General features: G+C 59.2%; 21 protein-coding genes. 11 read left to right on the top strand and 10 right to left on the bottom strand.

Going from position 1 to position 24,274, the window contains the following annotated elements; translation table 11 throughout:
• Positions 1–304: 304 nt before the first annotated feature.
• The gene (locus EPD60_RS14410) at positions 305–949 is read left to right on the top strand and encodes a DUF1579 domain-containing protein (protein ID WP_165871558.1); all 645 of its coding nucleotides are present in this window, start codon (positions 305–307) and stop codon (positions 947–949) included.
• 99 nt (positions 950–1,048) lie between these two features.
• Here the strand turns inward: EPD60_RS14410 and EPD60_RS14405 are convergent, their stop codons facing one another.
• Positions 1,049–2,185, bottom strand: coding sequence for a YciE/YciF ferroxidase family protein (locus EPD60_RS14405; protein ID WP_131450222.1), 1,137 nt, complete (start codon positions 2,183–2,185; stop codon positions 1,049–1,051).
• A gap of 135 nt (positions 2,186–2,320) precedes the next feature.
• Between EPD60_RS14405 and EPD60_RS14400 the strand changes: the two genes are divergently transcribed.
• Positions 2,321–2,776, top strand: coding sequence for a CBS domain-containing protein (locus EPD60_RS14400; protein WP_131450221.1), 456 nt, complete (start codon positions 2,321–2,323; stop codon positions 2,774–2,776).
• Positions 2,777–2,999: 223 nt separating this feature from the next.
• Here EPD60_RS14400 and EPD60_RS14395 read toward each other — a convergent pair whose 3' ends face one another.
• The 3 genes from EPD60_RS14395 to EPD60_RS14385 all read right to left on the bottom strand — a co-directional run bounded on the left by EPD60_RS14395 (position 3,000) and on the right by EPD60_RS14385 (position 5,078).
• A complete protein-coding gene (locus EPD60_RS14395) occupies positions 3,000–3,737 on the bottom strand; it encodes an EcsC family protein (RefSeq protein WP_131450220.1) in 738 nt (245 codons plus the stop codon).
• A gap of 142 nt (positions 3,738–3,879) precedes the next feature.
• Positions 3,880–4,650: a TerB family tellurite resistance protein gene (locus EPD60_RS14390; protein ID WP_131450219.1), complete on the bottom strand. Its 771-nt coding sequence runs from the start codon at positions 4,648–4,650 to the stop codon at positions 3,880–3,882.
• A 155-nt stretch (positions 4,651–4,805) separates the two neighbouring features.
• Positions 4,806–5,078, bottom strand: a complete 273-nt coding sequence (locus EPD60_RS14385; protein WP_131450218.1) for a hypothetical protein — start codon at positions 5,076–5,078, stop codon at positions 4,806–4,808.
• A 32-nt stretch (positions 5,079–5,110) separates the two neighbouring features.
• Here EPD60_RS14385 and EPD60_RS14380 point away from each other — a divergent pair, with 32 nt between their 5' ends.
• A complete protein-coding gene (locus tag EPD60_RS14380) occupies positions 5,111–5,644 on the top strand; it encodes a YkgJ family cysteine cluster protein (RefSeq protein ID WP_243647840.1) in 534 nt (177 codons plus the stop codon).
• Here EPD60_RS14380 and EPD60_RS14375 read toward each other — a convergent pair.
• The 4 genes from EPD60_RS14375 to folK all read right to left on the bottom strand — a co-directional run bounded on the left by EPD60_RS14375 (position 5,625) and on the right by folK (position 9,337).
• A complete protein-coding gene (locus EPD60_RS14375; RefSeq protein WP_131450217.1) occupies positions 5,625–6,539 on the bottom strand; it encodes an MBL fold metallo-hydrolase in 915 nt (304 codons plus the stop codon). The genes EPD60_RS14380 and EPD60_RS14375 overlap by 20 nt on opposite strands.
• A gap of 205 nt (positions 6,540–6,744) precedes the next feature.
• Positions 6,745–7,995 carry an MFS transporter gene (locus EPD60_RS14370; RefSeq protein WP_131450216.1) on the bottom strand — a complete coding sequence of 417 codons (1,251 nt, stop codon included), beginning with the start codon at positions 7,993–7,995 and terminating at the stop codon, positions 6,745–6,747.
• A gap of 160 nt (positions 7,996–8,155) precedes the next feature.
• A complete protein-coding gene (locus tag EPD60_RS14365; RefSeq protein WP_131450215.1) occupies positions 8,156–8,788 on the bottom strand; it encodes a deoxynucleoside kinase in 633 nt (210 codons plus the stop codon).
• Between the two features lie 48 nt (positions 8,789–8,836).
• Positions 8,837–9,337 (bottom strand): 2-amino-4-hydroxy-6-hydroxymethyldihydropteridine diphosphokinase, encoded by a 501-nt coding sequence (gene folK, locus EPD60_RS14360; protein ID WP_131450214.1) that lies wholly within the window; start codon positions 9,335–9,337, stop codon positions 8,837–8,839.
• A 46-nt stretch (positions 9,338–9,383) separates the two neighbouring features.
• Here folK and sppA point away from each other — a divergent pair, with 46 nt between their 5' ends.
• The 5 genes from sppA to EPD60_RS14335 all read left to right on the top strand — a co-directional run bounded on the left by sppA (position 9,384) and on the right by EPD60_RS14335 (position 15,237).
• Positions 9,384–11,132 (top strand): signal peptide peptidase SppA, encoded by a 1,749-nt coding sequence (sppA, locus tag EPD60_RS14355; protein ID WP_131450213.1) that lies wholly within the window; start codon positions 9,384–9,386, stop codon positions 11,130–11,132.
• Between the two features lie 156 nt (positions 11,133–11,288).
• Complete coding sequence (locus tag EPD60_RS14350; protein ID WP_131450212.1) at positions 11,289–12,398, top strand: ABC transporter permease; 1,110 nt, start codon at positions 11,289–11,291, stop codon at positions 12,396–12,398.
• A gap of 302 nt (positions 12,399–12,700) precedes the next feature.
• Positions 12,701–13,171: an SRPBCC family protein gene (locus tag EPD60_RS14345; RefSeq protein ID WP_165871557.1), complete on the top strand. Its 471-nt coding sequence runs from the start codon at positions 12,701–12,703 to the stop codon at positions 13,169–13,171.
• A gap of 64 nt (positions 13,172–13,235) precedes the next feature.
• Complete coding sequence (locus tag EPD60_RS14340; protein WP_131450210.1) at positions 13,236–13,796, top strand: RNA polymerase sigma factor; 561 nt, start codon at positions 13,236–13,238, stop codon at positions 13,794–13,796.
• Positions 13,783–15,237, top strand: a complete 1,455-nt coding sequence (locus EPD60_RS14335) for an outer membrane beta-barrel protein (protein WP_165871556.1) — start codon at positions 13,783–13,785, stop codon at positions 15,235–15,237. The genes EPD60_RS14340 and EPD60_RS14335 overlap by 14 nt, the downstream gene beginning before the upstream one ends.
• A gap of 64 nt (positions 15,238–15,301) precedes the next feature.
• Here EPD60_RS14335 and queG read toward each other — a convergent pair whose 3' ends face one another.
• Complete coding sequence (gene queG / locus EPD60_RS14330; RefSeq protein ID WP_131450208.1) at positions 15,302–16,237, bottom strand: tRNA epoxyqueuosine(34) reductase QueG; 936 nt, start codon at positions 16,235–16,237, stop codon at positions 15,302–15,304.
• A gap of 126 nt (positions 16,238–16,363) precedes the next feature.
• On the opposite strand from queG, the gene EPD60_RS14325 reads away from it, so the two are divergent.
• A complete protein-coding gene (locus EPD60_RS14325) occupies positions 16,364–18,364 on the top strand; it encodes a transglutaminase family protein (protein WP_131450207.1) in 2,001 nt (666 codons plus the stop codon).
• Positions 18,361–20,268 carry a DUF3857 domain-containing transglutaminase family protein gene (locus tag EPD60_RS14320; protein ID WP_131450206.1) on the top strand — a complete coding sequence of 636 codons (1,908 nt, stop codon included), beginning with the start codon at positions 18,361–18,363 and terminating at the stop codon, positions 20,266–20,268. Before EPD60_RS14325 ends, EPD60_RS14320 begins: the two co-directional genes overlap by 4 nt.
• 158 nt (positions 20,269–20,426) lie before the next feature.
• Here EPD60_RS14320 and EPD60_RS14315 read toward each other — a convergent pair whose 3' ends face one another.
• Positions 20,427–21,476, bottom strand: coding sequence for a serine hydrolase domain-containing protein (locus tag EPD60_RS14315; RefSeq protein ID WP_131450205.1), 1,050 nt, complete (start codon positions 21,474–21,476; stop codon positions 20,427–20,429).
• 79 nt (positions 21,477–21,555) lie between these two features.
• On the opposite strand from EPD60_RS14315, the gene clpB reads away from it, so the two are divergent.
• Entirely contained in the window at positions 21,556–24,177 is a 2,622-nt protein-coding gene (gene clpB / locus EPD60_RS14310) for an ATP-dependent chaperone ClpB (RefSeq protein WP_131450204.1), read from the top strand.
• The last annotated feature ends 97 nt before the right edge of the window (positions 24,178–24,274 follow it).

Raw genomic sequence — 24,274 nt, 5'->3', positions numbered from 1 at the left:
ATTTCCCCGAAGGGAGAGTTGATAAAAAAGCCCGGACTACAGCGTCCGGGCTTTTCTTTTATCCGTATTACGAGGCAATAGTTGTTATGCGATTCAGCTTCTCCCCTCTCCCCTTGCAGAAGGGCCGGGGGGTGAGGACACAAAAAACCCCGCGTAAAGCGGAGTTAATTGCCTTGGTATTTGTATTGAGCTTCAAAGGTATGCATCCCGGCCGGCATGCATTCTTAAAATACCATTAAAATGCAGCAGAGCTTCGGATAGGCTTCATTGGCCTTTTTTCTTACTTTTAGACAAACTCATGCTTATGAAAAAATGGATCCCTGCGCTTGCTGCCCTGGCGCTCGTAGCCTGCAACAGCCAAAACAAACCTTCCGGACAGCCCGTAGTAGCCGCAGCCACCAGCGGGAAGCCGGCTGAAACCGCTGCCACCGCGATGCCCGATTCGGCTACCCAGGCTAAGAACTGGATGGCCTACAGCGAACCCGGCGCCGAACAGAAAGCCCTTGCCGAAGCCAATGGTCGCTGGGACGCCGAGATAACCATGTGCATGGCGCCCGGCACCCCCGAACAGAAAACGAGCACGGTGGTGGAAAACAAAATGGTGCTCGGCGGGCGCTACCAGATGTCGACCCACAAAGGCAAAATGATGGGGATGGACTTCGAGGGCATCTCCACCGTTGGCTACGACAATCACAAAAAGCAGTACCAGAGCACCTGGATCGATAATATGGGAACAGGTATCACGGTCATGACCGGCACCTGGGACGAGGCTACCAAGACCATCAACTTCGCCGGCAAAATGATGAACCCGGGTACTAAAATGGAAGAGGATGTGCGCGAGACCTTCACCATCATCGACAAAGACCACCAGCTGATGCAGATGTATGGAAAAGGCCCCGAAGGAAAAGAATTCCGTACGATGCAGATCCATTACACCCGTAAACGCTGATCGGAAAACGCATGGATAGCTGACCGCTGTCAACGCGACCCTGGATAAAATGAAAGGCCCCGACGTTACCGTCGGGGCCTTCTTTATAATGAATGGTTCTTAGCGTGTGCGTGAGCTGCCGTTGCCACGGGGGGTGCCGGTGGCGCGGCCCGTACCACTGGTGCCGCCGGAGTTGCCGCTTTGACGGCTCGTGCCGGCGCTGCCGTTGCCGGCGCCACGCGTATTGGCGCTAGCGGTGCCACCAGAAGCACCACGCGTGGTGCCGCTGCCAGAGATACTACGACCGGTGCTGCCGGAGCTGCCACGGCCCGTGCTGCCACTGCTGGCTGCATTACGGCTGGCGGGCGTCTTGGAAGTGCCCGACGACGCGGGAGCGCCGGAGGCCTTGCGGGTGCCGCCCGTAGCCGAAGAAGCGTTGGCGGTGCTGCGGGCCGAACCGAGCGTTTGCCCGGTGCTGCCGCTGCGGCCGCTGGTGCCTGCCCCTGCAGACGCGGAGCGCGCGCCGCCCGAGGAGCCGGAAGCGCTGCGGGCGCTGCCCGAAGAATTACTGCCGGTGCTGCTGCGACCCGTGCTGCCGCGGCGTGCCGACGCCATTTCAAGTTCGGCTTCGGGCTGTGCCACACGCGTGGCGCTGCCGCTACGGCCGCCCGACTGGCTGCTGCCGGAAGTGGTGCTTTTGCTGCGCGAAGAGCCATTGGAGCCGGCAACCTGTGCCTGGCGGTTGAGGCGGGTTTCGGCAAGCGCCGTCAGGCGCTGGTCGGCCTCGTATTCCTCGTCAAGAGTTTGCTGGAGCGTGGAGGCTACTTCATCAAGACCGAGCTCCTCGGCATAGGCACGGGCAGTGCCGTAACCGCAGATCTCGTAGTGCTCGATCTTCTGGCAGCAGGCCAGGATGGCGGCATCCATCACGTCGGCGTTCATATCGGCCTGGAGCACTTTGTTGCTCTCCTTGATGATGCCCTGCATGCCTTCGCAAACAAAACGCGATCGGAAAAGACGGCTGAACAGTCCCCCCTGCTCGCCCTGCTGCTCACCGCCCATCTGCTGCTGCAGCTGGTCGAGCCGGGCCTTTTGCTGCTCGGTGACGCGCAGGTGCTCCTTCAGCGCGGTCTTGAGGTCGCGGTTGGACGCCTTCTCGATCATTTTCGGGAGGGCTTCGATGATCTGATCTTCTACGGAGTAGAGATCCTGCAGTTCCATGCGGAGCAGGTCACGGAGATCGTTCATTTTTTCCATAACGGTTATTTATTATTTGAAAGGATCTCGTGTAAAAAAACTATGCCGCCGGCGGCCGTAAACTCAATACCGGCAATGATTACGCAGCGAAGCGCCCTATCTTTGGACGAACATCATCGTAAAAAAAATCAAGCCATGCGCACTGTTGCCCAACTGCTCGCCACCAAGGCCCCCCACTTTAACGTCATCGAGCCCGGCGCCCTCGTCATCAACGCGCTCAACCTGATGAACTCCCTCAACCTGAGTTATATCGTCGTAAAGGAAGGCGATGTCTACCGCGGTATTTTCTCCGAGCGCGACTACGCCCGCAATGTTATTCTCAAGGGCAACTCCAGCAACAGCACCCGGGTGTCGGAGGTAATGACCGTTGACCTGCCCATGGTTGATACCGGCGACACGGTGGAGCGTTGTATGCAGCTCATGATCGCGCACAAAACCCGCTACCTCCTCGCTTACAACGACGCGGAACAGTTCGCCGGCGTCGTTACCATCCACGACCTGCTGCGCGAGGTGATCAACAACCGCGAGCTGGTATTCGACAAGAGCATCACCACCGCATTGCTGAACCAGGATGAAGAAGGGATTCTGTAACGCGAAGCGTTACAGAATATCGAATATCGAACCGGGAATATCGAATATCGAAAAGGCGAAGCCCCGACCTGTGGTCGGGGCTTCGCGCAAACAATTTTCAATACCCGATATTCAATTTCCAAGTGGAAGCTCCCCAGCCCTGAGCATTGAACATTGATTATTGAACATTTCCCCAGCTACAACATTCGTTATTCGATATTCGATATTCGATATTCGATATTCTTTAATCGTTATTCACAAGCTTTCCGTCTTCCATCAGCCTCATCCGAAACGCATTCATGGCCGTGTTGCCGAGGCGGTCAACAAGCTGGTAATTGACTACGAAGCCCACCACGGCGCCGATACCCGGAATGAGCTGCGCCATCTTGGAGAGGTCAATGTAATCGCGGTACTCCTGCTGCATCCGGCGCCAGTCGAAATCATTCACGTCTTCCGGCAGTTCCTGCGTCTTGCTGTTCCAGTCGCGCATCTGCGCATAGACCGCGCGCCGCCGCTCCTGGCTGCTGAAGGCCAGCTGGAACACATAGAGCAGGTAGATCCGCTCGCGGTAATCGGTTACCGGGTACCCATAAATGGTGGCCAGGTCGAAGAGCATTTTGAGCTTGAGGCCCAACAGCAGCGGAAAATCGGCAAGGCCGGCGAGGAAGCCGCCCGCGCCCGTAATACCGCCTTCGGCTGCGGCGGCGTGCTTGTAGTAGCGGATCCGCTCCAGGGCGGCCGCTTCCACATGGTGCAGCGGCCCGCGCACCGGCCGGGTGCGGGCAAAATAGCGTGCCCCGAAAAGCACGCCCTGCACCATCCCGCGGATAGCACCGGTGATGGCACGATGCACCTTCTCCGGGATATACCCGTTGATCTTGCCCTGCATCTGCTGCGACAGCCGACCGAGGGGCGACGGCCCCTTTTGCATCTCCCGTTGCCATTTGGCACATTCCTTTACCGCCCAAAGCTCGTAACGCATGAGGAGCATCGTGCAAAAACGAAGCCCGCCTTCCGGCGGGCTTCGCGCATCAGTTAATCAACATTCAATGTTAATAATCAATGTTCAAGTGGTTGCCCACTCACCTTGCGGATTGCGCATTGAACATTGATTATTGAATATTTTAAAACCCGAAAAGTCCGCCCAGCACGCCGCCCCGGCGACCAAAGCCGCTGTTGCGGAAGCCACCGCCACCGCCGAACATGCCGGTAAGCGATCCAAGACCGCCGCCAAGGCCGCCCATGCCGCCACCGAGGAGGCCGCCGCCAAGACCGCCGAGCAGGCCACCACCCAGGCCGCCGCCGCCCAGCATACCCCCGAAGAGCCCGCCCCGACGGCGGCCGCCCGACAGCATGCCGGCAAGCACGATGGGCCCCATCACGCCCAGCAGGCCCTTGAGCAGGCCCGAGGTGTTGATACCCGCCTTTTGCATGCGGTCGCCGAGGCCGGAAGACTCCAGGAACTGCGGGCTCGCCGCCTCTTCGGGCGTCGTGGCGCGCGCCTTTGCTTCGTGGGCAAATTCGTCGAGCAGGGAGAACTGCTTTTTGTCTACACCGAGGTAGGCGGCCATCTTTTCAATAGCCGCTTTTTCTTCCACGCCGTAGTCGCCATCCGACTGCGCAAAGGCGATGCAGTCGGTGACCAGCGAAAAACGCAGGTCGCTGCCTTTCAGCTGGTCGAGGCAGCGGTTGAGTTCTTCCGAGCTCAGCTCCGTGGCCGCTCGGCGGATCATGGCCGCCTGCTCGTCGCTGAGGCCGGCCGCTTCCGAAAGTGTGTCTAAATGTTCAAGCTCCTCGGCCGATGCGGTACGGTCGGCCGTGGCAATCGACGCGATGGCGCCGAGATAACATGCTTTTTCCATGGGGCTGTAGCCTTCCAGAATGTGTTCCGCCATAGTAGTTCTTGTTTGGAAAAGGGTGCTAAAAAACAGGGCCACGGGCAGTCGTGAGCCGTGAGCCGTCAACGGTGAATCGTGAATGCTGACGCCGGCAACGACTGCTATCGCTTCGCCCAAAATCAGACATCAGACATCCGACATCGGACATCTCCCTACGGTTTCCCCGGCGCCCGCTCCTGGGTGCGCTCGCCGCGGCTCTCGGGCGGGGTGCTGAAGTCGGCATCGACGCCCATTTCGCGGATGCGGTGCTTCACCAGCTCGGGTGTCAGCTGGTTGGTGACGATCTCCAGCGGTGCTTCGGGGTTGTTGATATCCAGGTGCCATTTCTCGATCTCGCCGCTTTGCTCCATGCGGTCGAGCTGTAGCTTGACGGCGGCGATATTGCCGAGCCCGTGGATATTAGTGCGAAAGAAATATGTGCTCATAGGATCCGTTTCTGTACGGTACCACCAGTTTTATGCCGCTATTTAACAGGAAGCAAAGCAGCCGCCTCGCCCGGATGCGCTTACTTTGCGCCATGGCGCGCCCGGTCGACTTAAACAACAAGGAAAAGCAGAAGAAATTCGGCCGCTTTCTCGAGCGGGCCGACCAGCGCAAAGTGCTGCGCCAGCTGCCCGGTCTCCACGAGGAAGCCATTGCGCAAAACGACTGCCTCCAGTGCGCCGCCTGCTGCAAAAACTATTCACCCCGGTTTAAAACGCCCGACGTCCGTCGCATCAGCAAATACCTGGGGCTCCGCGAAAGTGTTTTTATCGACACGTACCTCAACGTAGACAGCGATGGCGACTTCGTGGTCAAGTCGAGCCCCTGCCCTTTCCTGGGTGCCGACAATTACTGCAGCATCTACGATGCGCGCCCCTCGGATTGCGCCCGTTTTCCGTACACCGATGAGGATGTGCTGCTGAAGCGTCCACGCATTACACTGAAGAATGCCACCTTCTGCCCCATCGTACACCAGGTGCTCGACAAACTCAGCGCTTCGCTTCCGTAAGCTCGTCCCACACAGCAGTAAGCGGACGCTCGAGGCCACTGCCCTTCCACTCGGTTACACCCGGCACGGCCGTGTTTTTAATGAATTCCTCCTTCGTTTTACCCGCCCTGAGCTCGCCCTGCGCAAATTCGATGACGCGCTGCAGGTAGTTGCGAAACGCGTCCACGTCGGCGCGGGAGCCCGTCACCTCGTAGCCATCGCCGGCATGCCCGAAGATGAAGAGCGTATCCTTGTCGAATTTCTTCCCAATGGCCTCCAGCACGTCCACCCAATGAAGCATTGAAGCCCCGTAAGCGCGGTCGACAAAAGGATGGCGGCGGTTGAACACGAGGTCGCCCACGTGCGCGATATTGGCTTTTTCGAAATGATACACGGCGTCGCCGTTGGTGTGGCCGGCGCCAAAATAGTACCCCCGAATCGTTTCCTTGTCGCGCTTCACTTTAGCTTCTTTGTCGAAGGTGGTATCGGGCAGCATCTGCTGGTCGAGCCTGCCGGCTTTTTCGGCCACCGCTTTCATATTGGCCGCCGCGTTGGCATGGGCCAACACGTGGGGCACAAGTCCTTTGAACGCGATATTTCCGGCCGTATGGTCGCCGTGGTGGTGGGTATTGAGCAGGATATGGAAGGGGAAGGTGCCATGAGCCTGCATGTTTTTCACTTCTTCAATAAAATGCGGTGCCGTGTCGGGAAACTGTGCGTCTATGACTGATATACCGGCTGCATCGAGGTGAAAGCCGATGGTGCCGCCCTTTTCGGTAAAGATGCCTACGTCGCCGCGGAGCATTTTGATATTGCCCGCAGGCCGTGGCAGGAAGGCGGCCAGGGCGCTGTTGCGGAAGAAGAGGGAGCCGCCGGCGATGAGGGCGGCGGAGCGAAGGAAGGCACTGCGGTTCATATTGGAGAAGGAGTTTCGGGTTCTGGGGTTCTGAGGCTTTAAGGTTCTGAGGTTAAGGACGACAACCAAGATAACGATTGGCCGTGTCAGTTGGTTGCCCGGAACCGGTAATCCGCGTTGGAGCCTATATGAAGCGTGTCGATGGTCGTGTTACACGTGCATGTGCGCCGCAGGCGACAGCGGTTCACGGTTGACGGCTCACGATTCAATACTCAAACTTCCGTAGTCCCGGCGCGCGCCACCAGGCGATGAGGGCCACCAGCACGGTCATGGAGCCGCCGAAGAGCACCGCGGGCACGGTGCCGAAGAGGCGGGCAGTAAAGCCGCTCTCGAACTGCCCGAGCTCGTTGCTCGAGTTGATGAACATCGAGTTCACCGCCGACACGCGGCCGCGCATCTGGTCGGGGGTAGTGAGCTGGAGGATGGTGCCGCGGATCACCACCGAGATGCCGTCGAGCATGCCGGCGATGAGCAGGGCACCGAAGGCCATCCAGAAGATATTGCTGAGCCCGAAGGCGATGATGCAGATGCCGAAACCCAGCACCGCGAAGAGCAGGATGGTGCCCTGCTTGCGCCGCAGCGGGAAGAAGGTGTTGAACAGCAGCGTGGTGGCCGAGCCGATATCGATGGCGGCATTGAGCAGGCCGAAGCCCTGCGGGCCCACGCGCAGCACCCGGTCGGCGATCTCGGGAATGAGGGCTACCGCACCTCCAAAGAGCACCGCGAACAGGTCGAGCGAAATGGCGCCAAGCATGATCTTGTTGGTCCACACAAATCGCAGTCCTTCCTTTACACTATCCCAGGCCCGGATGCCGACGCCGGTATGCAGCACGGGCTTTTTGCCGATGAACGAGATCATCAGCGCCGCCAGCAGCACATAGCCCAGCACGATACAGAAAGTAGCGTGCACCCCGAACCAGGCAATGAAGAAGCCCGCCGAGGCGTGCCCGAGTATCGATGATATCAGGAAAGTAGTGGAACTGATGGCCGAGGCGAGATGCAGGATATTGCGCGGCACCAGCTGTGCGATGATGGCGCTCGACGTGGGCCCTGCAAAGGCCCGGATGACGCCGGTAAAAAAGATGACGAGGTAAAAGAACAGCGGCAGGCTGCCCCGCGACAGCACCGCGGCCATATGCGGCATCGTGAGCACCACCAGGGCAGCCACGCAAAGTCCATACGAAAGTATCCCCCGCAGCAGCAGCGTACGCTTGTCGGAACGGTCGATGAGGTAACCCGCGTAAAGCGCCAGCAGGAATACCGGCACGAATTCGGAGAGTCCCGCGATGCCGATCGTAAACGAGCTTTTTGTCAGCTGGAAGAGTTGATAGGCAACCACGGTGCCCACCATGCGCAGCGACATGGTATAGAAAAAGCGCGCGATGATGAAGATCCGGTATTCTTTATGGCGAAGCGGCTCCAGTGCGCCGGGTTGGGTGACTAGCTCTGTGGACATCGGCGCGAATGTACACCCCTGCCGCCGACGGCGGGTTCGAGAGAAAGAACGCAGATTTATTATGATCTGTTATGATGTACGTGGGTAACGGTACCAACATCTGTGTTAATCAAAACCAATCTGCGCATCCTGCTTCAGCAGGATCAGCGTTCTTTCTCACCTACGGCAACGTGAGGTAGTGCTGTCCCTCCGCATAATCGCGGTCGAGGGCATCGAGAATGGTTTGAAAATGCTTTTCGTTGTAGAGGAAGTCGGCGTTGGAAACGTCGACGATCAGCGTTTTGGTGTTGTGCTGCCTGATGTAGTTGGTATAGGTTTCCTGGATGCTGAACAGGTAGTCGTCGGGGATGTTGAGCTCGTAGGGGCGGCCGCGCTTGGCGATGTTCGACTGCAGCTTGCTAACCGGTGCATGCAGGTAGATGAGCAGCTCGGGCTGTACGAGTTGTTGCAGGATGATGTCGAAAAGCCGCTGGTAAAGGCGGTATTCGTCTTCGGGAAGGTTTACGCGTGCAAAGAGAAGACACTTCGTAAAAAGGTAGTCGGTGATGGTAACGCTTTGAAAGAGGTCCTTCTGCCCTACGAGGTCTTTGAGCTGCTTGAAGCGCTCGGCCATAAAAAACAGCTCGAGCGGGAAGGCATACTGGCCCGGGTTCTCGTAGAACTTCGGCAGGAAGGGGTTGTCGGCAAATTGTTCCAGCACGAGGCGCGCATCGAAATGCTTCGCCAGCATATTGGCAAGGGTGGTCTTGCCGGCGCCGATATTGCCCTCGATGGTGATGAAATTATACTTCACAGGATCTCTCTTTCGTTGCGGAACGGGCAAAATAAAGGAATTCAGCGGTCACGCTCCCGGGAAGTTATTCACGGCGAGTGGGTCGGTGCAGGCGGCCAGCAATTCGGCCACGGTCCGGCCCAGCACGGGGTGACGGAGGCCGGGCGCGATCTCGTGTAGCGGCACCAGCGCAAAGCGGCGTTCCGGCAGGCGGGGATGCGGCAGGTGCAGGTGCGGCGCATCGTGCACGAGGTTGTCGTAAAAAAGAATGTCGATGTCGATGGGCCGCGGTCCATAGCGCTCACGGCGCTCACGGCCCAGGGTAGCCTCCACGGCCAGCAGGGTCTCCAGCAGGCCTTCGGGCGAAAGCCTGGTGTCGAGGGCAAGCGCCTGGTTGAGAAAGGCGGGCTGGTCTTCGAGGCCCCAGGCGGCGGTTTCATAAAGCCCGGATGCGGCAACGACGGTGCCGGCATCCTGGCCGACGGCGGCGCGCGCGGCCGCCAGCAGCGCCGGCCGGTCGCCGAGATTGCCGCCAAGCAGCAGGTAAGCCCGATGCGTGTGATTTTCCAATGGGCGTCAAATATCTTCTATTTTTGAATGGAACAGCATACTGCATATGAACCCCTTCTTCCGGACCTTCTTCGCCTCCCTCCTGGCCTTTTTCGTTTTCTGGATCCTGGCCTTTTTCTTTTTCGTCGCAGTGGTCGCCTCTCTTGCCAGCGGCGAAAAGCCGCTCATCGTCAACCGGTCGGTGCTGCGCATCGACCTGGGCCGTCATTTTTCAGAAACGGAGCGGCGCAATCCGCTGAACCGCCTGAGCGGCGGCGAAGCCGATGCGCCGGGGCTTTACGATGCCGTGCGCCTTATCCGCGAAGCGGCTGCCGACAAGCACATCGACGCCATCCTGCTCGAGGCCGAAGACAACGGCAATGGCTACGCGGCGAGCGAGGAGCTGCGGCAGGCGCTGGTGCATTTCCGCAGCAAGGGCAAGTACGTGGTGGCCTATGGCAACCGCATGTCGCAGAAGGCCTATTATGTTGCCACGGCCGCCGAGCGCATATACCTCGGCCCCGCGGGCATGCTGGAGTGGAAAGGACTTGCTGTTGAACTTACCTTTTTCAAGAATACCCTCGACCGCCTCGGCATCCAGCCGCAGATCTTTTATGCCGGCAAATTCAAAAGCGCCACCGAGCCTTTTCGTACCGACCGGATGACGCCCGAAAACCGCCTGCAAACCACCGAATGGCTCGGCGACCTGTACCGCGTGCTGCTGCAGCGCGTGAGCGCGGCGCGCGGCATCGACACGGTGACCCTGCACCGCCTTGCCAATGAAGGCCGGGTGCAGAACGCGGGCGACGCCCTGCGCGAAGGCCTCGTGGATGGCCTGCGCTACGACGATGAGATCCGCAGCGAGCTCAAGAAGCGCATCGGTGCCGCCAGCGATGCCAAGCTGCATATCGTGGACCTCGACACCTATGCCGAAGCGGCCTCCTACAAGCAAACCGGCTCTTCGCGCATCGGGCTGCTTTATGCCGAAGGCAATATCGTTGACGGCGACGGCGGCACCGGCTCCATCGGCGACAAAGAATATGTGAAGATGATCCGCAAGATGCGGCTCGACAAGTCAATCAAGGCGATCGTGTTCCGCATCAACTCGGGTGGCGGCTCGGCGCTTGCCAGTGAAAACATCTGGCGCGAGCTTTCGCTGGCCCGCAAGGAAAAGCCGCTGGTAGTGTCGTTTGGCGATGTGGCCGCCTCGGGTGGTTATTATATCGCGACGCCGGCCGACAGCATCTTTGCGTTGCCCAATACCATCACCGGCTCCATTGGTGTTTTCACCGTGATCCCGAACCTGAAGGGCTTCTTCAATGACAAGCTGGGCGTTACGTTCGACGGGGTAAAGACCGCCGAGCACGCCGACCAGCTGAATATATACCGCCCCATGAACAGCGCCGAGCAAGGCTTCCAGCAGCGCGAGGTGGAGCGTATCTATGCCCTTTTCAAGCAACGCGTTGCCGACGGGCGCCGCAAAGACACGGCCTATATCGGCTCCATCGCCCAGGGCCGTGTGTGGAGCGGTATCCAGGGCCAGAAGATCGGCCTCGTTGACCGCATCGGCTCGCTTGAGGAGGCCGTGCGCTGCGCGGCCCGCATGGCCAAGGTGGACTCCTACCGCCTCCGCGAGTTTCCGGAGCGCGAAGGCTGGCTCAACGACCTGCTGAACCGCAAAAAAGAAGAACCGGCAGCGCAACTGGAGCGCGAGCTCGGCACCGAGCAGTTCGCCGTATACCAGCAGCTCGTGGGCATCAGGCAGATGTGCAACACGCCGCAGATGCGGATGCCGTTCCAGTTCATGATCCGGTAAGAGAGAAAGAACCCTGATTCCGCAAGCGGAATACGCAGATTGGTTAGGATTCATTATGATTGGCTTACGCCGGTAACGATATCTGCGCAAATCATAAGGATCATAAAAGATCTGCGGCCTTTCTCTTTACCCCGTCACCACTACTTTTGCGTACGTATGTCACAACCCTATAGCCAGGTCCGGGCGATGCTGGCCATCACTACCGCGAGCCTGCGTGCGCTGGCCAAGAGCCCTCAGTCGGTTTTTTTCGGGCTCTTTTTCCCGATCGTGCTCATCGTCATTTTTGGCTCGCTGGGCGGGCGGGGCGGCGGTTCTTCAGTGCGGGTGGCTTTTGAAAAAGGGACCGACACCACCAGCGATGTGTACCGGATGCTGTCGCACACCCAGGGTCTGCGGATCCTGCCGAATAACGACAGCCACCGCGACCCGGAGGAGCTGCTGCAGAAAGGACGGCTCGCCGCCATCCTGGGCATTCAGCCTGCCGCGGGCAGCGGCAACACCCAATACGTGATTAATATGCGCACCTCGCGGGCGAGCCTCTCCGACCTGCAGCTGCTCTACCCGATCCTGCGCAACGGTATCCACGACATCGAGGAGCGGCTCTTCCCCAACCGGCCGCGTTTTGCCGTGATCCGCCAGGAGCTGATGCCGGGGCGCGAATACAAATCGATCGACTTCCTGCTCCCGGGTATGATCGGCTTTTCGCTGGTGGGCTCGGCCGTCTTCACCGTTGCTTTTCTTTTTTTCTCGCTCCGCGAAACGCTGGTGCTGAAGCGGCTTTACGCCACGCCGGTGCGCCGCTCCTATATCATCCTCGGCGAAAGCCTGGCCCGTGTCATCTTCCAGCTGCTGGTGGTTGCATTACTGCTGGTTTTCGGCCGGTTTGCCTATGGCTTTACGCTGGCACACGGCCCGCTCACCTTTTTGTCGATCCTGGTGCTGAGCCTCCTGGCCCTGCTGGTGTTCATGGGCTTCGGCTTCTTCATCTCAAGCATCGCCAAAAACCAGAACGTTATCCCCATCTACGCCAACCTGTTCATCTTCCCGCAATACTTTTTGTCGGGCACCTTCTTTCCAAAGGAGGCCCTTCCCGAATTCCTGCAGGGCATCGTGCGTTTTCTCCCGCTGACGGCCTACAACGACGCCCTGCGCCGCGTTTCCTTCGAAGGCGCCGGCCTTGGTGCCTGCTGGCCCGAGATCGCCATCCTCGCGGCCTGGGGGCTTGCCATTTATGCGGCAACGGTCCGGGTGTTCCGGTGGGAGTAATAATGTGCTGATGTGCTGATGTGCTAATGTGCCAAAGGCGTCGCTTGCGCGACGCCTTTGGCGTCATTGCGAGCGCAGCGAAGCAAACTCCCCGACCTAAAGACAGATCGTGGTTAGAAAACACTTCAACTCAGAAAGTCATTAAGCCCCGACCACCCCGTGTAAACATGGAGTTTGCTTCGCTGCGCTCGCAATGACGGGCTAGTGCCCGTCGCTTCGCCGGCAGCAGGGACTCACGGCTAACGATTGACGGCTCACGCCCCCGATTGCCGTAATTTTGCCGTCCACCAATCCTCCTCCCCTTGCGCATCGTCAAGCTCGCCCTCCTGTCCGCCTTTTTTATTTTCCTGCTCTGGACGCTCATTTCGCTCCTGATTCCTTCGCGGGTACGCATTTCGCGGGCAGCGAACATTTCGGCGCCGAAAGAACGGGTGCAGGCCTTGGTGAATGACAGCAGCCAGTGGCGGACCTGGCATCCCTGGCTGGCCGACAGCAACAGCTCGGCCCGCAATATCCGCTTTACCTTCCGCGAACGCTCCGATACGCTCACCGTGGCCCTGTTGCAGCATCCCGGCGTGCGCGACCTCGAGCAGGCCTTCCGCTACTACCAGCTTGGCGGCGCCAACACGGTCACGGTACAGTGGTATTCGGACATTCACCTGCGCTGGTATCCCTGGGAGAAATTCAGCTCCCTGTTTTTCGAGCAATCTTATGGCGCTATGATGGAGGCCGGCATCCGCAACCTGAAACAGCAGGCCGAGGCCGCGAAATAAATTTCCGTGCTGCTGCAACGCTTCGGTTCCGGGCATTGTCAGTACCGCAGCATATCCCACCGTCATGGAAGATCGTGAACTTGTCAGAGGGGCCCTCAGGGGCGATCCGGCAGCGCAGAAAGCGCTGTACGACCGCTATGCGGGCGATATGCTGGCCGTTTGCTACCGGTACACCAAATCGATGGAAGATGCAGAGGACGTGCTGCAGGAGGGTTTCGTCAAGGCATTTCTCAACCTGAAACAATACCGCGCCGAGGGCGAGCTGGGCGCCTGGATCCGCCGGATCATGGTCAACACCGCGCTCAACTACCTGAAGCGGCGCTCGCCCTACAATTACGACCTGGCCTTCGATTCCGACCACCTGCACCCCGTGTCGACCGAAGACCCGGCCGTGACGCTCGGCGCCAAGGAGCTCGCGGCACTCATCCGGCAGCTGCCCACGGGCTACCAGACCATCTTCAACCTCTACGCGGTGGAAGGCTACAGCCATGTGGAGATCGGCAAGCTGCTCGGCATCAGCGAAGGCACCTCGCGCTCGCAGTATGCGCGGTCGCGGGCCCTGCTCATTACCTGGATTCAAAACAAAGAGGCGCAAGCCCAAAACGTGCGTTATGCTGGAAAATAATTTTGAACGGGACGTACAGAAAAAGATGGGCGAGCTGCGCTTCGAGCCGTCGGCGCCCGTGTGGGAGGCCGTCTCCCGACAGATCAACCAAAAGCGCCGCCGCCGGCGCGCCCTGCTGATCTGGTTCTTCTTCGGGCTCCTGCTTCTCGGCGGTGGCGGCCTCCTCCTCCGGAACGGCCAGCGCGGCGAAAACCCGGTTGCCCATACCGGACGCAACATGCCAGCCACACCCGCTACTACCGGCAACGGCAACACACCCGAAACCGGTTCCACACCAAAACGTTCCGGCTCAGATCAACCCGTCCGCACAGAAGATAACGCGCACAACGAAGTCGGCACGGCTACAGCAGGTACAATACAAACCGACAATGTACCGGCTGGAACATCGCACCTTACCGAAGCGCCGGCAGCAACCGGTGGAAAACAAGACGCACGCAATTCAATTGCTGTTCGCAGCATCTCTGCCCGCACTTCCGGGCAAACCGCCAACATTTTTGCTAATAAAGCGCGCCGGGCAAGCCTTGCAGCAGCCGGCAGCGGCGCGAAAAAGTTCGCCGCAAATATTACTGGGAAGCGCTCCCAAACACTGGCGGAAGCCCCGGAGCAGTCTCAGCGGCCCGAACTACTACAAAAGCCGGCAGAACCCACGAACCAGTTCCCGGTAGCGGCAATTACTCCGGCGGATACGATGGCCCGGACGAGCCCGGCAGCCGCTCCTGCACTTGCCGCTGTGGTCACGCCCCCCGCAGACAGCAATATGGCTGCACAGCCGGCAATACCGAAGAAAACCGGCCGGAAGCGCATGGAATGGAACCTTGGTGCCTGGGCAGGTGCCAGCCGCCTGGCTACGGCCCCGGCAAGCAGCGATCATATCGAAACACAAACTTACCCGGCCTTTGTTCCTGCCACGCCGACGTATGCAGCCAGCCTGGGCGCCGGTGTGCAGGCCGGTATCGCCCTGCCCCTGCAGCGCAGGCTCGCCCTCACGGCAAGCCTCGGTTATGCCTATTACAGCGTTTACGGAAGTGTATCGGATTTCGACCCGGGCAACGCAATGGGAGCCGGCTTGCTGCCCTCGGCTGCACCGGGCCCCGTTTACTGGAAAAGCAGCGCCCGCTTCACCTGGCATTATATCACGGCGGGAGCCGGTTTGCGGTGGAAGCCACTAGAGCGCCTGCAGCTCAGCGCGGGCCTGAACCTGGGCGTGCCGGTAGGCGGCAAGGCCTGGGTGTACCGCTACGACGACCGCTCGTTCGTGCCCGCGGAGCGTGACACCAAAATGCAATTGTTCTGGCAGGCCGGTGTTGAATTCCGCCTCTGGGAGAAAGGCAGCCGCGCCCTGTTTGTCGGCCCCGGCTACCAGCGCGGCTTCAGCCGCACCGGCCCCGATGGAGGCTACCAACTGTCGGCGCCGGGCCTGCAGGCCCGCTTCCGGTTCTGATCGTCCCGCGAAAACTTTGTGAATATCAACAAGCCGGCGTCCGAAGCCTGTTGCACCCGGCGCGCTAAGCGCCTTGATCTCCTTTAAGAAAACGCAGGTTGCGCTGGATGCCCCGGTGCTTGGCGCGGCTCAGCGGCGAACGGCGGAAGATGGTGCGGAACGCTTCCTCGCTGAGTGCTTCCCACTCGCTGCTGGAGAGGTTGAGCACCTCCGGAACCGGCGTAAAGGCAGGCTCCCTATTCGGTGTACTGAAGCGGTTCCAGGGGCAAACCTCCTGGCAGATGTCGCAGCCGAACATCCAGTTGCCGAACTTCCCCTGGTGCTCCTGCGGGATGAGCAGGTCTTTTAATTCAATCGTGAAATAAGAAATGCAGCGGCTGCCATCGACGGTCTTGCCCGGCAGGATCGCATCGGTGGGACAGGCATCGATGCAGCGCGTGCACGACCCGCAGTAGTCGCGCGCATAGGGCGCATCGTATTCCAGCTCCAGGTCGGTAATGAGGGTTGCAATAAAGAAAAAGGAGCCGGCGCCCTTGTTTATTAGATTGCCGTTTTTGCCCACCCATCCGAGCCCGGAGCGGCCCGCCCAGCTGCGCTCCAGCACCGGCGCCGAGTCGACAAAGCCTCGGCCTTCAATATTCCCGATGGCGGCGCGCGCCTCCGCCAGGAAGGCGTTGAGTTGAGCGCGGATCACCTCGTGGTAGTCGGCGCCCCAGGCGTAGCGGGCCACCTTTATGTCGCTGCGGGATTCTTCCGCCGGATAATAATTCTTCAGGAAGGTAATGACCGAGCGGGCGCCGGGTACAAGGCGGCGCGGGTCGACGCGCAGGTCGAAGTGATTGGCCATGTACTGCATGCTGCCGTGGTAGCCCTTCGACAGCCATTGCTCGAGGCGGCGCGCATCGTCGTCGAGGGCTTCGGCGCGGGCAATACCGCAATGGTCGAAGCCAAAGCGCCGGGCGGCGTCCTTAATCCAGCGGGTATGTGCGGCGGCAGACATCGGGCGCAAAGTTCCCGAACGAAGCGCAACCGGAGAAATACGGGACGTTAAAATTGCGGACGCCCGATTTTGCCACATGCGGCAGAGTTTCTATTTTCATATATACAATCAAAACCAACTGTACCTATGCGTACCGTACTGTTAGCCATTACCCTGGGCGCCGGCGCCCTTTCCGCCTACGGGCAAAGCAAAGAAGTCTACAAGTTTGAAAAGATCAATCCGGAAATGCTCCGGCAGCGCCTCTACCCCGTCGACAGCGGCGCCACCGCCGTGATCCTGGCGGATGTGGGCGAAACCGAGATCGAGGGCAATGCCAAAGGATTTTTCTCTTTCGTATTCACCCGCCACAAGCGCGTCCACATCCTGGGCAAAGGCGGCTACGACGAGGCCACTTTCGCGCTGCCGCTGTATCACCAGGTTCACGACGCGGAGGAAAAGCTCGAATCCATCCGGGCCACTTCCTACAACCTCGAAAACGGCCAGGTTGTGGAAACCAGGCTGTCGAAAGACAACATCTTCACCGAAAAATTCAGCAAGAACGTAGACATCAAGAAGTTCACGCTGCCCTCGGTAAAGGAAGGCACCATCATCGACATTGAGTACAAGATCGCGTCGGATTACCTCTATACGCTGCAGCCCTGGGACTTCCAGGGAAGCACGCCCCGCCTGTGGAGCGAGTACCGGCTTTCTTTGCCGCAGTTTCTCGACTACATGTTCATCTACAAAGGCTATGTGCCTTTTTATATCAACGAGAAAAAAGACCGCCAGCAGCAGTTTTCCGTCATCCAGCCCAACCAGTTTGAGCGCTCCGACTACTATAAGTTCACCGCAGGCATCACCGACTACCGGTGGGTGACCAAAAACGTTCCCGGCTTTAAGCCGGAAGCTTATATTTCCTCCCCGCAGAATTTCATGAGCCATATCGACTTCCAGCTTTCGGGCTACCGGGAGCCGCTGACGATCAAGGACCTCGTGCCCACCTGGCCGCAGCAGGCCCGGGAACTGCTGCAAAGTGAGAGCTTCGGCCAAAAGCTGGATAAAAACAACGGCTACCTTTCCGACGTGATGCGCACCCTGACGCGCAGCACCAAGGAAGCCACTGCCCGTGCCGTGTTTACCTATGTGCGCGACAACTTCACCTGCGACGGGCAGCAGGGCCTTTACCTGCACAGCTCGGTGAAAGACGTATTCAAAAACCGCAAGGGCTCCGTTGCCGAACTGAACCTGCTGCTGGTGACGATGCTGCGCTATGCCGATATCGACGCCGACCCGCTCATGCTCAGCACGCGCTCCAACGGCACCGTGTTCACCACCTACCCGATGCTGAGCCGCTTCAATTACATCATCGCTACCGCCGAGATCGATGGCCAGAAGGTGTATCTCGATGCGAGCAAGCCGCGCCTCGGCTTCAACCGCCTCTCCACCGAATGCTACAACGGCATGGCCCGCGCCATCAACAACGAGGCGACGCCCGTGGTGTTTGCCACCGATTCGCTGCGCGAAACCCAGATGATCAACGTGTTCCTCGGCAACCCCGACAAGAAGGGCTGGACCGGCACCTTCCAGCAGGTGGCCGGCTATTACGAATCGTACCGCCTCCGCCAGGAAGCGGCTGAAAAGGGTAGCAACACCCTGGGCGCCGACCTGAAAAAAACGCTTGGCAGCTCCGTAACGGTGGAAAAGGTGGTGGTGGACTCCATGGATCGCCTGGACGGCAGCCTCGCGCTGCGCGCCGACCTTTCCATGGAGCTGAGCGGCGACGATATCATTTACGTCAACCCGATGATGGGTTTCGGGCTCAGGTCGAACCCCTTTATTTCGCCGGAGCGCTCCTACCCTGTGGAGATGCCTTACTGCATGGACGACCTGTACAACTTCACGTTCTATGTACCCGACGGCTACGTGGTGGACGAGCTGCCCAAGTCGATCCGCATGAAGCTCAACGACAACAATGACGGCGCTTTTGAATTCCTGATCTCCAACTCCGACGGGGTGATCTCGATGCGGTCACGGATCCGCCTGAACCGCGCCAACTACCTGCCCGACGAATACGAAATGCTGCGCGAGTTCTTCAGCCGCATCGCCGCCAAACACAATGAACAGATCGTACTGAAAAAGAAAAAATGATGACCCGCATCCTCCTTACCGGTCTGCTGGCATCGCTGGCCCCGGTTGCTTTTGCAGGTGAGCCCTTTGCGGCTTCGCTTATTCCCGCCCCGCTTGTCGAAAACGCCAACGCGGTCAAGCGTACCGAAGAAATACGGTACGAGATCGTCCCCATGGGCGGCGCGCGCATGACCCACCACTGGGTGGTGACCGTGTTGAACGAAGCCGGCAAACCGGCTGCGTCCTTCCGCGAATTCTACGGCAAACTGTTCCGGTTTGAATCGGTGGAGGGAGCCCTCTATGACGCCCAGGGCAAGGTGCTGCGCCGGCTCAAACCGAAAGAGGTGGGCGACCAGAGCGCTGTCAGCGACGGCAGCCTTATGACCGACACCCGCGTGCGCTTCCACGACTTCGACTACCCCTCCTACCCGTATACGGTGGAATACACCGTGGAAACCAGTTCGCGGGCGACGCTTTTCCTGCCCAACTGGATGCCGCAGGATGACGAGCAGCTGTCGGTGGAAAAGAGCAGTATCACCATCGCAACGCCACCGGGCTTCAACTACCGGTTCAAGGCATTCAAATATTCCGGCGCGCCGGTGGAAAAGAACGGCAGCATGCTGGAACGCACCTGGACGGCTCAGAACCTGCCGGCTATGGAGCTTCCTTTCGCCGCCCCACTCTGGCGCGAGCTGACACCGATGGTGGTGTTTTCGGCCGACCGCTTTATCTATGGAGATTATTCCGGCAGCGGTGAGAGTTGGGCGAGCTTCGGAAGCTTCATCGCCTCACTGAACAAGGGACGCGACGAGCTTCCGCCGGCGTTGCAGCAAAAGGTGCATGCAATCGCCGACGGCATTGCCGACCCGCGCGAAAAGGTGCGGCAGCTGTACCGCTTCCTGCAGCAGAACACCCGCTATATCAGTATCCAGATGGGCGTAGGCGGCCTGCAGACCTTCGAGGCGCGCTTCGTGGCTGAAAAAGGCTACGGCGACTGTAAGGCACTCAGCAACTATATGTACAGCATCCTGAAGGAAGCCGGTGTGCCCGCGCACTACGCGGTGATCAATTCGGGCGAACGCGCTTCCGACCGCGACCTCATCGAGGAACTGCCCTTCTCGCAATTCGACCATGTGGTGGTCTGCGTGCCCTTTCCCAAAGATTCACTCTGGCTGGAATGCACGAGCCAGATCACACCGCCCGGGTATATGGGTTCCTTTACCGGCAACCGCAAGGCATTGCTGGTTACGCCCGAGGGGGGACGCCTGGCCGCAACGCCGCGTTATACCTATCGCGACAACGTGCAGCAGCGCCACGTCAGCGGCAGCATCAACGCCGAAGGCCACCTCGAAGCAAAGACCCGCACGCTTTTCCGCGCCGAGCAGCAGGACGACCTCGCGGGATTCGTGCAAACCGTATCGCGCGAGCGGGTAAAGAAATACCTCGATGAGCACCTCGGGCTCTCGTCGACCTACGAGGTGCTCGACTTCCGCTACGAGCCGCGCGCCGCGGAGCTTCCCGAGCTCACCGAGCAGCTGACACTGTTTGTTGCGAATTATGCCACGGTGTCGGGCAAACGCCTATTCATCACGCCCAACTTTGCCAACAAAACACAGTTGCAGCTTTCGGAGGAAAAGCGAAACCTCCCGATCTGCCTGCGCGACAACTACAGCGATACCGATTCCGTCGAACTCACCGTGCCCGAGGGCTATACCGTAGAAACACTGCCCAAACCCGTGCAGCTGCGCACCCCTTACGGCAACTACTCGGTGACCTGCACCTTTACCGGTAACAAATTGCTGTACGTGCGGCAACGCGAAAGCTGGGCCGGCACCTTCCCCGCTACCGATTGGGACAAGGTCAAAGCCTTCTACAACGCGGTTTACAAAGCCGACCGCTCCGGCGCCGTGCTGGTTAAGCAATAACAAGAAAGCCGCCCCCAGGGGCGGCTTTCTTGTCTATTGGTATATTGATCTATTGGTAACGCGCTTGATTTTCCAACCGCTTCCGACGAATCATGTCAGTGTTAGAACGGTGCGGAGCGCAGTTTCCAAATACTAATAGACCAACAGACTATCCACTTCTACTTGCAGTGGATCTCGACACCCCCCTCAAGATAAGCTTTGATTTCGGCGATCGCCTCTGCTTTGGGTTCGCGGGTTTTGAGCAGGTAAGCCGCCGTGTAGCCCCGGCAGAAGTCGATAAGCAGGGCCGTGCCGCCGAAGCTGGGCACCACGAGCGCGGAGGCCTTGCCGCCGGTGCTTTCGGTTGCCCAGGCACCCATGGCATAGTCGTAACGCTCCATGCCTTTCGGCGCACCCTTGAATGAAGCAGCTTCCGTGCTGATTTTGCGCAACTCATCCACCGACTCCGGCTTCAGGCAGGTGACACCGTTAAGCGTGCCTCCGTTGAGCAGCATGCGGCCAAACTGCACCAGGTCGCCGGATGTGCTGCGGGCGCCGAACACCGGGCTCGGCAGCGAGCCGTCGAGCGTCTGGAAGGTGGTACCGCGCATCCCCAGCGGGCGGAAGATCCGTTGCTGCATCAGGTTGTCGAACTTCTTGCCTTTATTGGTAGCCTCTATCAGCCGGGCCACGATGGCATAGCCGCGCTCCGAAAAACGGGTTTCCGTTCCGGGGTTGGTCTGGATCTCGTAAGAAGCATACTTATTCGCTTCCTGCTCCAGCGACTCAAACTTGCCGCGCTCGAAAAGCTCGGGTTTCGACGGCACCTGGATACCCGACATATGCGTGAGGCAGTGGCGGATAGTGATGTAATTCTTGCCGTATTTGGCGAACTCAGGCAGGTACTGCGCTACCTTATCATCGAGAGAGAACTTGCCCTCATCGGCCATCATCAGTGCCAGCACCGTCGTGAAAAATTCGGATATGTAACCGGCTTCACCCTGGCCGCGGACCACGTTGAAGGTCTTGATATCGTTCTTATAGATGATCGTGTCCTTGCTGGCCACCGCAAGGGTCTGGTTATTGTTTTTGAGGGATCGTACCTTTTGCTCCATAAAAGCGCTGAGCGAAGCGGTATCCATTTGCTGAGCCAAGACAGGCTGCAGAAATAGCAGGGAACCCGCAAGGATACTGACTTTCAGGCAGTTCGACTGAATGGAAAGCGTCATAATTTCCGATTAAAGGGCTTGGAATTTAATTTGTGAACATAGGTAAAAACAGGCAAAGCAAAACGCTAAAAGATCAGCTATGAACTTATCCAATTATACCATCAAAGCAGCTGAAGTGGTGCAGTCGGCCCAGCAGGCTGCTTTCAACCGCCAGCATGCGAATATCGAAACCGAGCACCTCCTGCTGGCACTGCTGGAGCAGAAGGAATCGCCCGTGGAGTTTCTGCTGAAGAAGAACGCCGTGAACATCGGCCAGCTTGAAACGCGCCTCAACGCTGCCGCCGAAAAGCTGCCGCGGGTGCAGGGCGGCGAGCCGGCGCAAAACATCAGCCGGGAGGCCAATAATGCCCTGCTGCGCGCCGGATCGGTCATTCAATCCTTCGGTGACGAATTCGTTACCCCCGAACACATCCTCCTTGCCCTCGTGCAAGGCAACGACAGCACGGCCAAGCTGCTCAAGGATTTTGGCCTCACCGAAAAAGGCCTCACCGCTGCCATTAAGGAATTGCGTAAGGGCAGCACCGTGACCTCGCAAACACAGGAAACGCAATACAACACGCTGCAGAAATATGCCAAGAACCTCAACGAGCTCGCCCGTCAGGGAAAGCTCGACCCGGTTATCGGCCGCGACGAGGAGATCCGCCGCACCCTGCACATCCTCTCCCGCCGCTCCAAGAACAACCCCATGCTGGTGGGTGAGCCCGGTGTTGGTAAAACTGCCATCGCCGAAGGCCTCGCCATGCGCATCGTGAACGGCGACGTGCCGGAGACGCTGAAATCGAAGATCATCTATGCCCTCGATATGGGTGGCCTCATCGCCGGTGCCAAGTACAAAGGCGAGTTTGAAGAGCGCCTCAAAGGCGTGGTGAAAGAAGTAGCCACCTCCGAAGGTGAGATCATCCTCTTCATCGACGAGATCCACACCCTCGTGGGCGCAGGCGGTGGTGAGGGCGCCATGGATGCCGCCAACATCCTGAAGCCGGCGCTGGCCCGTGGCGAGCTCCGTGCCATCGGTGCCACCACGCTCAACGAGTACCAGAAATATTTTGAAAAAGACAAGGCGCTGGAGCGCCGCTTCCAGAAGGTGATGATCGACGAGCCGTCGACCGAAGACGCCATCTCCATCCTGCGCGGATTGAAGGACCGTTACGAGACGCACCACCATGTGCGGATCAAGGACGAAGCCATCATCGCCGCCGTGGAGCTGTCGACCCGCTATATCACCGACCGCTTTCTGCCCGACAAGGCCATCGACCTCATCGACGAAAGCGCGGCCAAGCTTCGCCTTGAAATGAACTCGATGCCGGAGGAACTCGACGAGCTCGAGCGCCGCATCCGGCAGCTGGAGATCGAGCGGGAGGCCATCAAGCGCGAGAACGACGAAGACAAGCTTAAGGACCTGAACACCACGCTTGCCAACCTGGCCGTGGAGCGCGATACGCTGAAGGCAAAATGGAACGAGGAGAAAGAGCTGGTAGACAAGATCCAGAATGCCAAGGCTACCATTGAAAGCCTGAAGCAGCAGGCCGAGCAGGCCGAGCGCGAGGGCGACTATGGCCAGGTGGCGGAGATCCGCTATGGCCGCATCAAGGAGCAGGAGGCCGGCATCGCCACTTTGCAGAAAGAGCTCGACGAGCTGAGCTCCAACAGCCGTCGCCTCATGAAGGAGGAAGTGGATGCTGAAGACATCGCCGAAAGCGTGTCGAAGGCCACCGGCATCCCCCTGAACAAAATGCTGCAGAGCGAGCGGGAGAAGCTGCTCAACCTCGAAGAAGAACTGCACGACCGCGTGGTGGGCCAGGACGAAGCCATCACCGCCGTTGCCGACGCCATCCGCCGCAGCCGTGCCGGCCTGCAGGACCCGAAGAAGCCCATCGGCTCCTTCATCTTTCTCGGTACGACGGGCGTGGGAAAGACGGAGCTGGCCAAGGCCCTCGCCGATTACCTCTTCGACGACGAGCATATGATGACCCGCATCGATATGAGCGAGTACCAGGAGAAGCACACCGTGTCGCGTCTCGTAGGCGCTCCTCCGGGATACGTGGGTTATGAGGAGGGCGGACAGCTCACCGAAGCCGTGCGGCGCAAGCCCTACCAAGTGGTGCTGCTCGACGAGATCGAGAAGGCACACCCCGACGTATGGAACGTGCTGCTGCAGGTGCTCGACGACGGTCGCCTCACCGACAACAAGGGCCGCGTGGTGAACTTCAAGAACACCATCATCATCATGACCTCCAATATGGGCTCGGATATCATCCAGGAGAACTTCGCCGATGTGAATGAGCGCAACAAGGAGGCCGTGCTGGAACGCACCCGCGAAGAAGTGATGGTGCGCCTCCGTGAGACGGTGCGCCCAGAGTTCCTCAACCGCGTGGACGAGATCATCCTCTTCCACCCGCTGATGAAAAGCGAGATCCGCGGAATCATCCGCATCCAGCTCGAAGGCCTGCGCAAGCTGGTGGCACAGAGCGGCATCCAGCTCAAGTTCTCCGACTACCTGGTTGACTTCCTGTCGGAAAACGGCTTTGACCCGCAGTTCGGCGCCCGGCCGCTGAAGCGCCTCATCCAGAAGGAGATCGTCAATGCGCTGAGCAAGAAGATCCTCGCCGGCTCCATCGACAAAGCCCACCCGGTTCTGGTGGACGTGTTCGACGGTGTGGTGGTGTTCCGCAACGATGTGGAGCAAACGGCAAATGTGTGATATCTGATGTACGATGTCTGATGTCTGATATGGAAAGTCCCGCGGTGCGGGGCTTTTTTTTTGCACTTGGACGAGAAGCCGCCCCCTCGAATGCTCT

The sequence above is a fragment of the Flaviaestuariibacter flavus genome (assembly GCF_004337505.1).
Classification (GTDB): Bacteria; Bacteroidota; Bacteroidia; order Chitinophagales; family Chitinophagaceae; genus Flavisolibacter; species Flavisolibacter flavus.
The sequence above is the reverse complement of the archived record's forward strand: the minus strand, read 5'-3'. Positions and strand labels throughout refer to the sequence as shown.

What these genes read in the sequence shown, in the direction of transcription:
- EPD60_RS14410 (WP_165871558.1), top strand. Translation starts at nt 305, where the DNA reads ATGAAAAAATGGATCCCTGCGCTTGCTGCCCTGGCGCTCGTAGCCTGC.
- EPD60_RS14405 (WP_131450222.1), bottom strand. Translation starts at nt 2,185, where the DNA reads ATGGAAAAAATGAACGATCTCCGTGACCTGCTCCGCATGGAACTGCAG.
- EPD60_RS14400 (WP_131450221.1), top strand. Translation starts at nt 2,321, where the DNA reads ATGCGCACTGTTGCCCAACTGCTCGCCACCAAGGCCCCCCACTTTAAC.
- EPD60_RS14395 (WP_131450220.1), bottom strand. Translation starts at nt 3,737, where the DNA reads ATGCGTTACGAGCTTTGGGCGGTAAAGGAATGTGCCAAATGGCAACGG.
- EPD60_RS14390 (WP_131450219.1), bottom strand. Translation starts at nt 4,650, where the DNA reads ATGGCGGAACACATTCTGGAAGGCTACAGCCCCATGGAAAAAGCATGT.
- EPD60_RS14385 (WP_131450218.1), bottom strand. Translation starts at nt 5,078, where the DNA reads ATGAGCACATATTTCTTTCGCACTAATATCCACGGGCTCGGCAATATC.
- EPD60_RS14380 (WP_243647840.1), top strand. Translation starts at nt 5,111, where the DNA reads ATGCCGCTATTTAACAGGAAGCAAAGCAGCCGCCTCGCCCGGATGCGC.
- EPD60_RS14375 (WP_131450217.1), bottom strand. Translation starts at nt 6,539, where the DNA reads ATGAACCGCAGTGCCTTCCTTCGCTCCGCCGCCCTCATCGCCGGCGGC.
- EPD60_RS14370 (WP_131450216.1), bottom strand. Translation starts at nt 7,995, where the DNA reads ATGTCCACAGAGCTAGTCACCCAACCCGGCGCACTGGAGCCGCTTCGC.
- sppA (WP_131450213.1), top strand. Translation starts at nt 9,384, where the DNA reads ATGAACCCCTTCTTCCGGACCTTCTTCGCCTCCCTCCTGGCCTTTTTC.
- EPD60_RS14350 (WP_131450212.1), top strand. Translation starts at nt 11,289, where the DNA reads ATGTCACAACCCTATAGCCAGGTCCGGGCGATGCTGGCCATCACTACC.
- EPD60_RS14340 (WP_131450210.1), top strand. Translation starts at nt 13,236, where the DNA reads ATGGAAGATCGTGAACTTGTCAGAGGGGCCCTCAGGGGCGATCCGGCA.
- EPD60_RS14335 (WP_165871556.1), top strand. Translation starts at nt 13,783, where the DNA reads ATGCTGGAAAATAATTTTGAACGGGACGTACAGAAAAAGATGGGCGAG.
- queG (WP_131450208.1), bottom strand. Translation starts at nt 16,237, where the DNA reads ATGTCTGCCGCCGCACATACCCGCTGGATTAAGGACGCCGCCCGGCGC.
- EPD60_RS14325 (WP_131450207.1), top strand. Translation starts at nt 16,364, where the DNA reads ATGCGTACCGTACTGTTAGCCATTACCCTGGGCGCCGGCGCCCTTTCC.
- EPD60_RS14320 (WP_131450206.1), top strand. Translation starts at nt 18,361, where the DNA reads ATGATGACCCGCATCCTCCTTACCGGTCTGCTGGCATCGCTGGCCCCG.
- EPD60_RS14315 (WP_131450205.1), bottom strand. Translation starts at nt 21,476, where the DNA reads ATGACGCTTTCCATTCAGTCGAACTGCCTGAAAGTCAGTATCCTTGCG.
- clpB (WP_131450204.1), top strand. Translation starts at nt 21,556, where the DNA reads ATGAACTTATCCAATTATACCATCAAAGCAGCTGAAGTGGTGCAGTCG.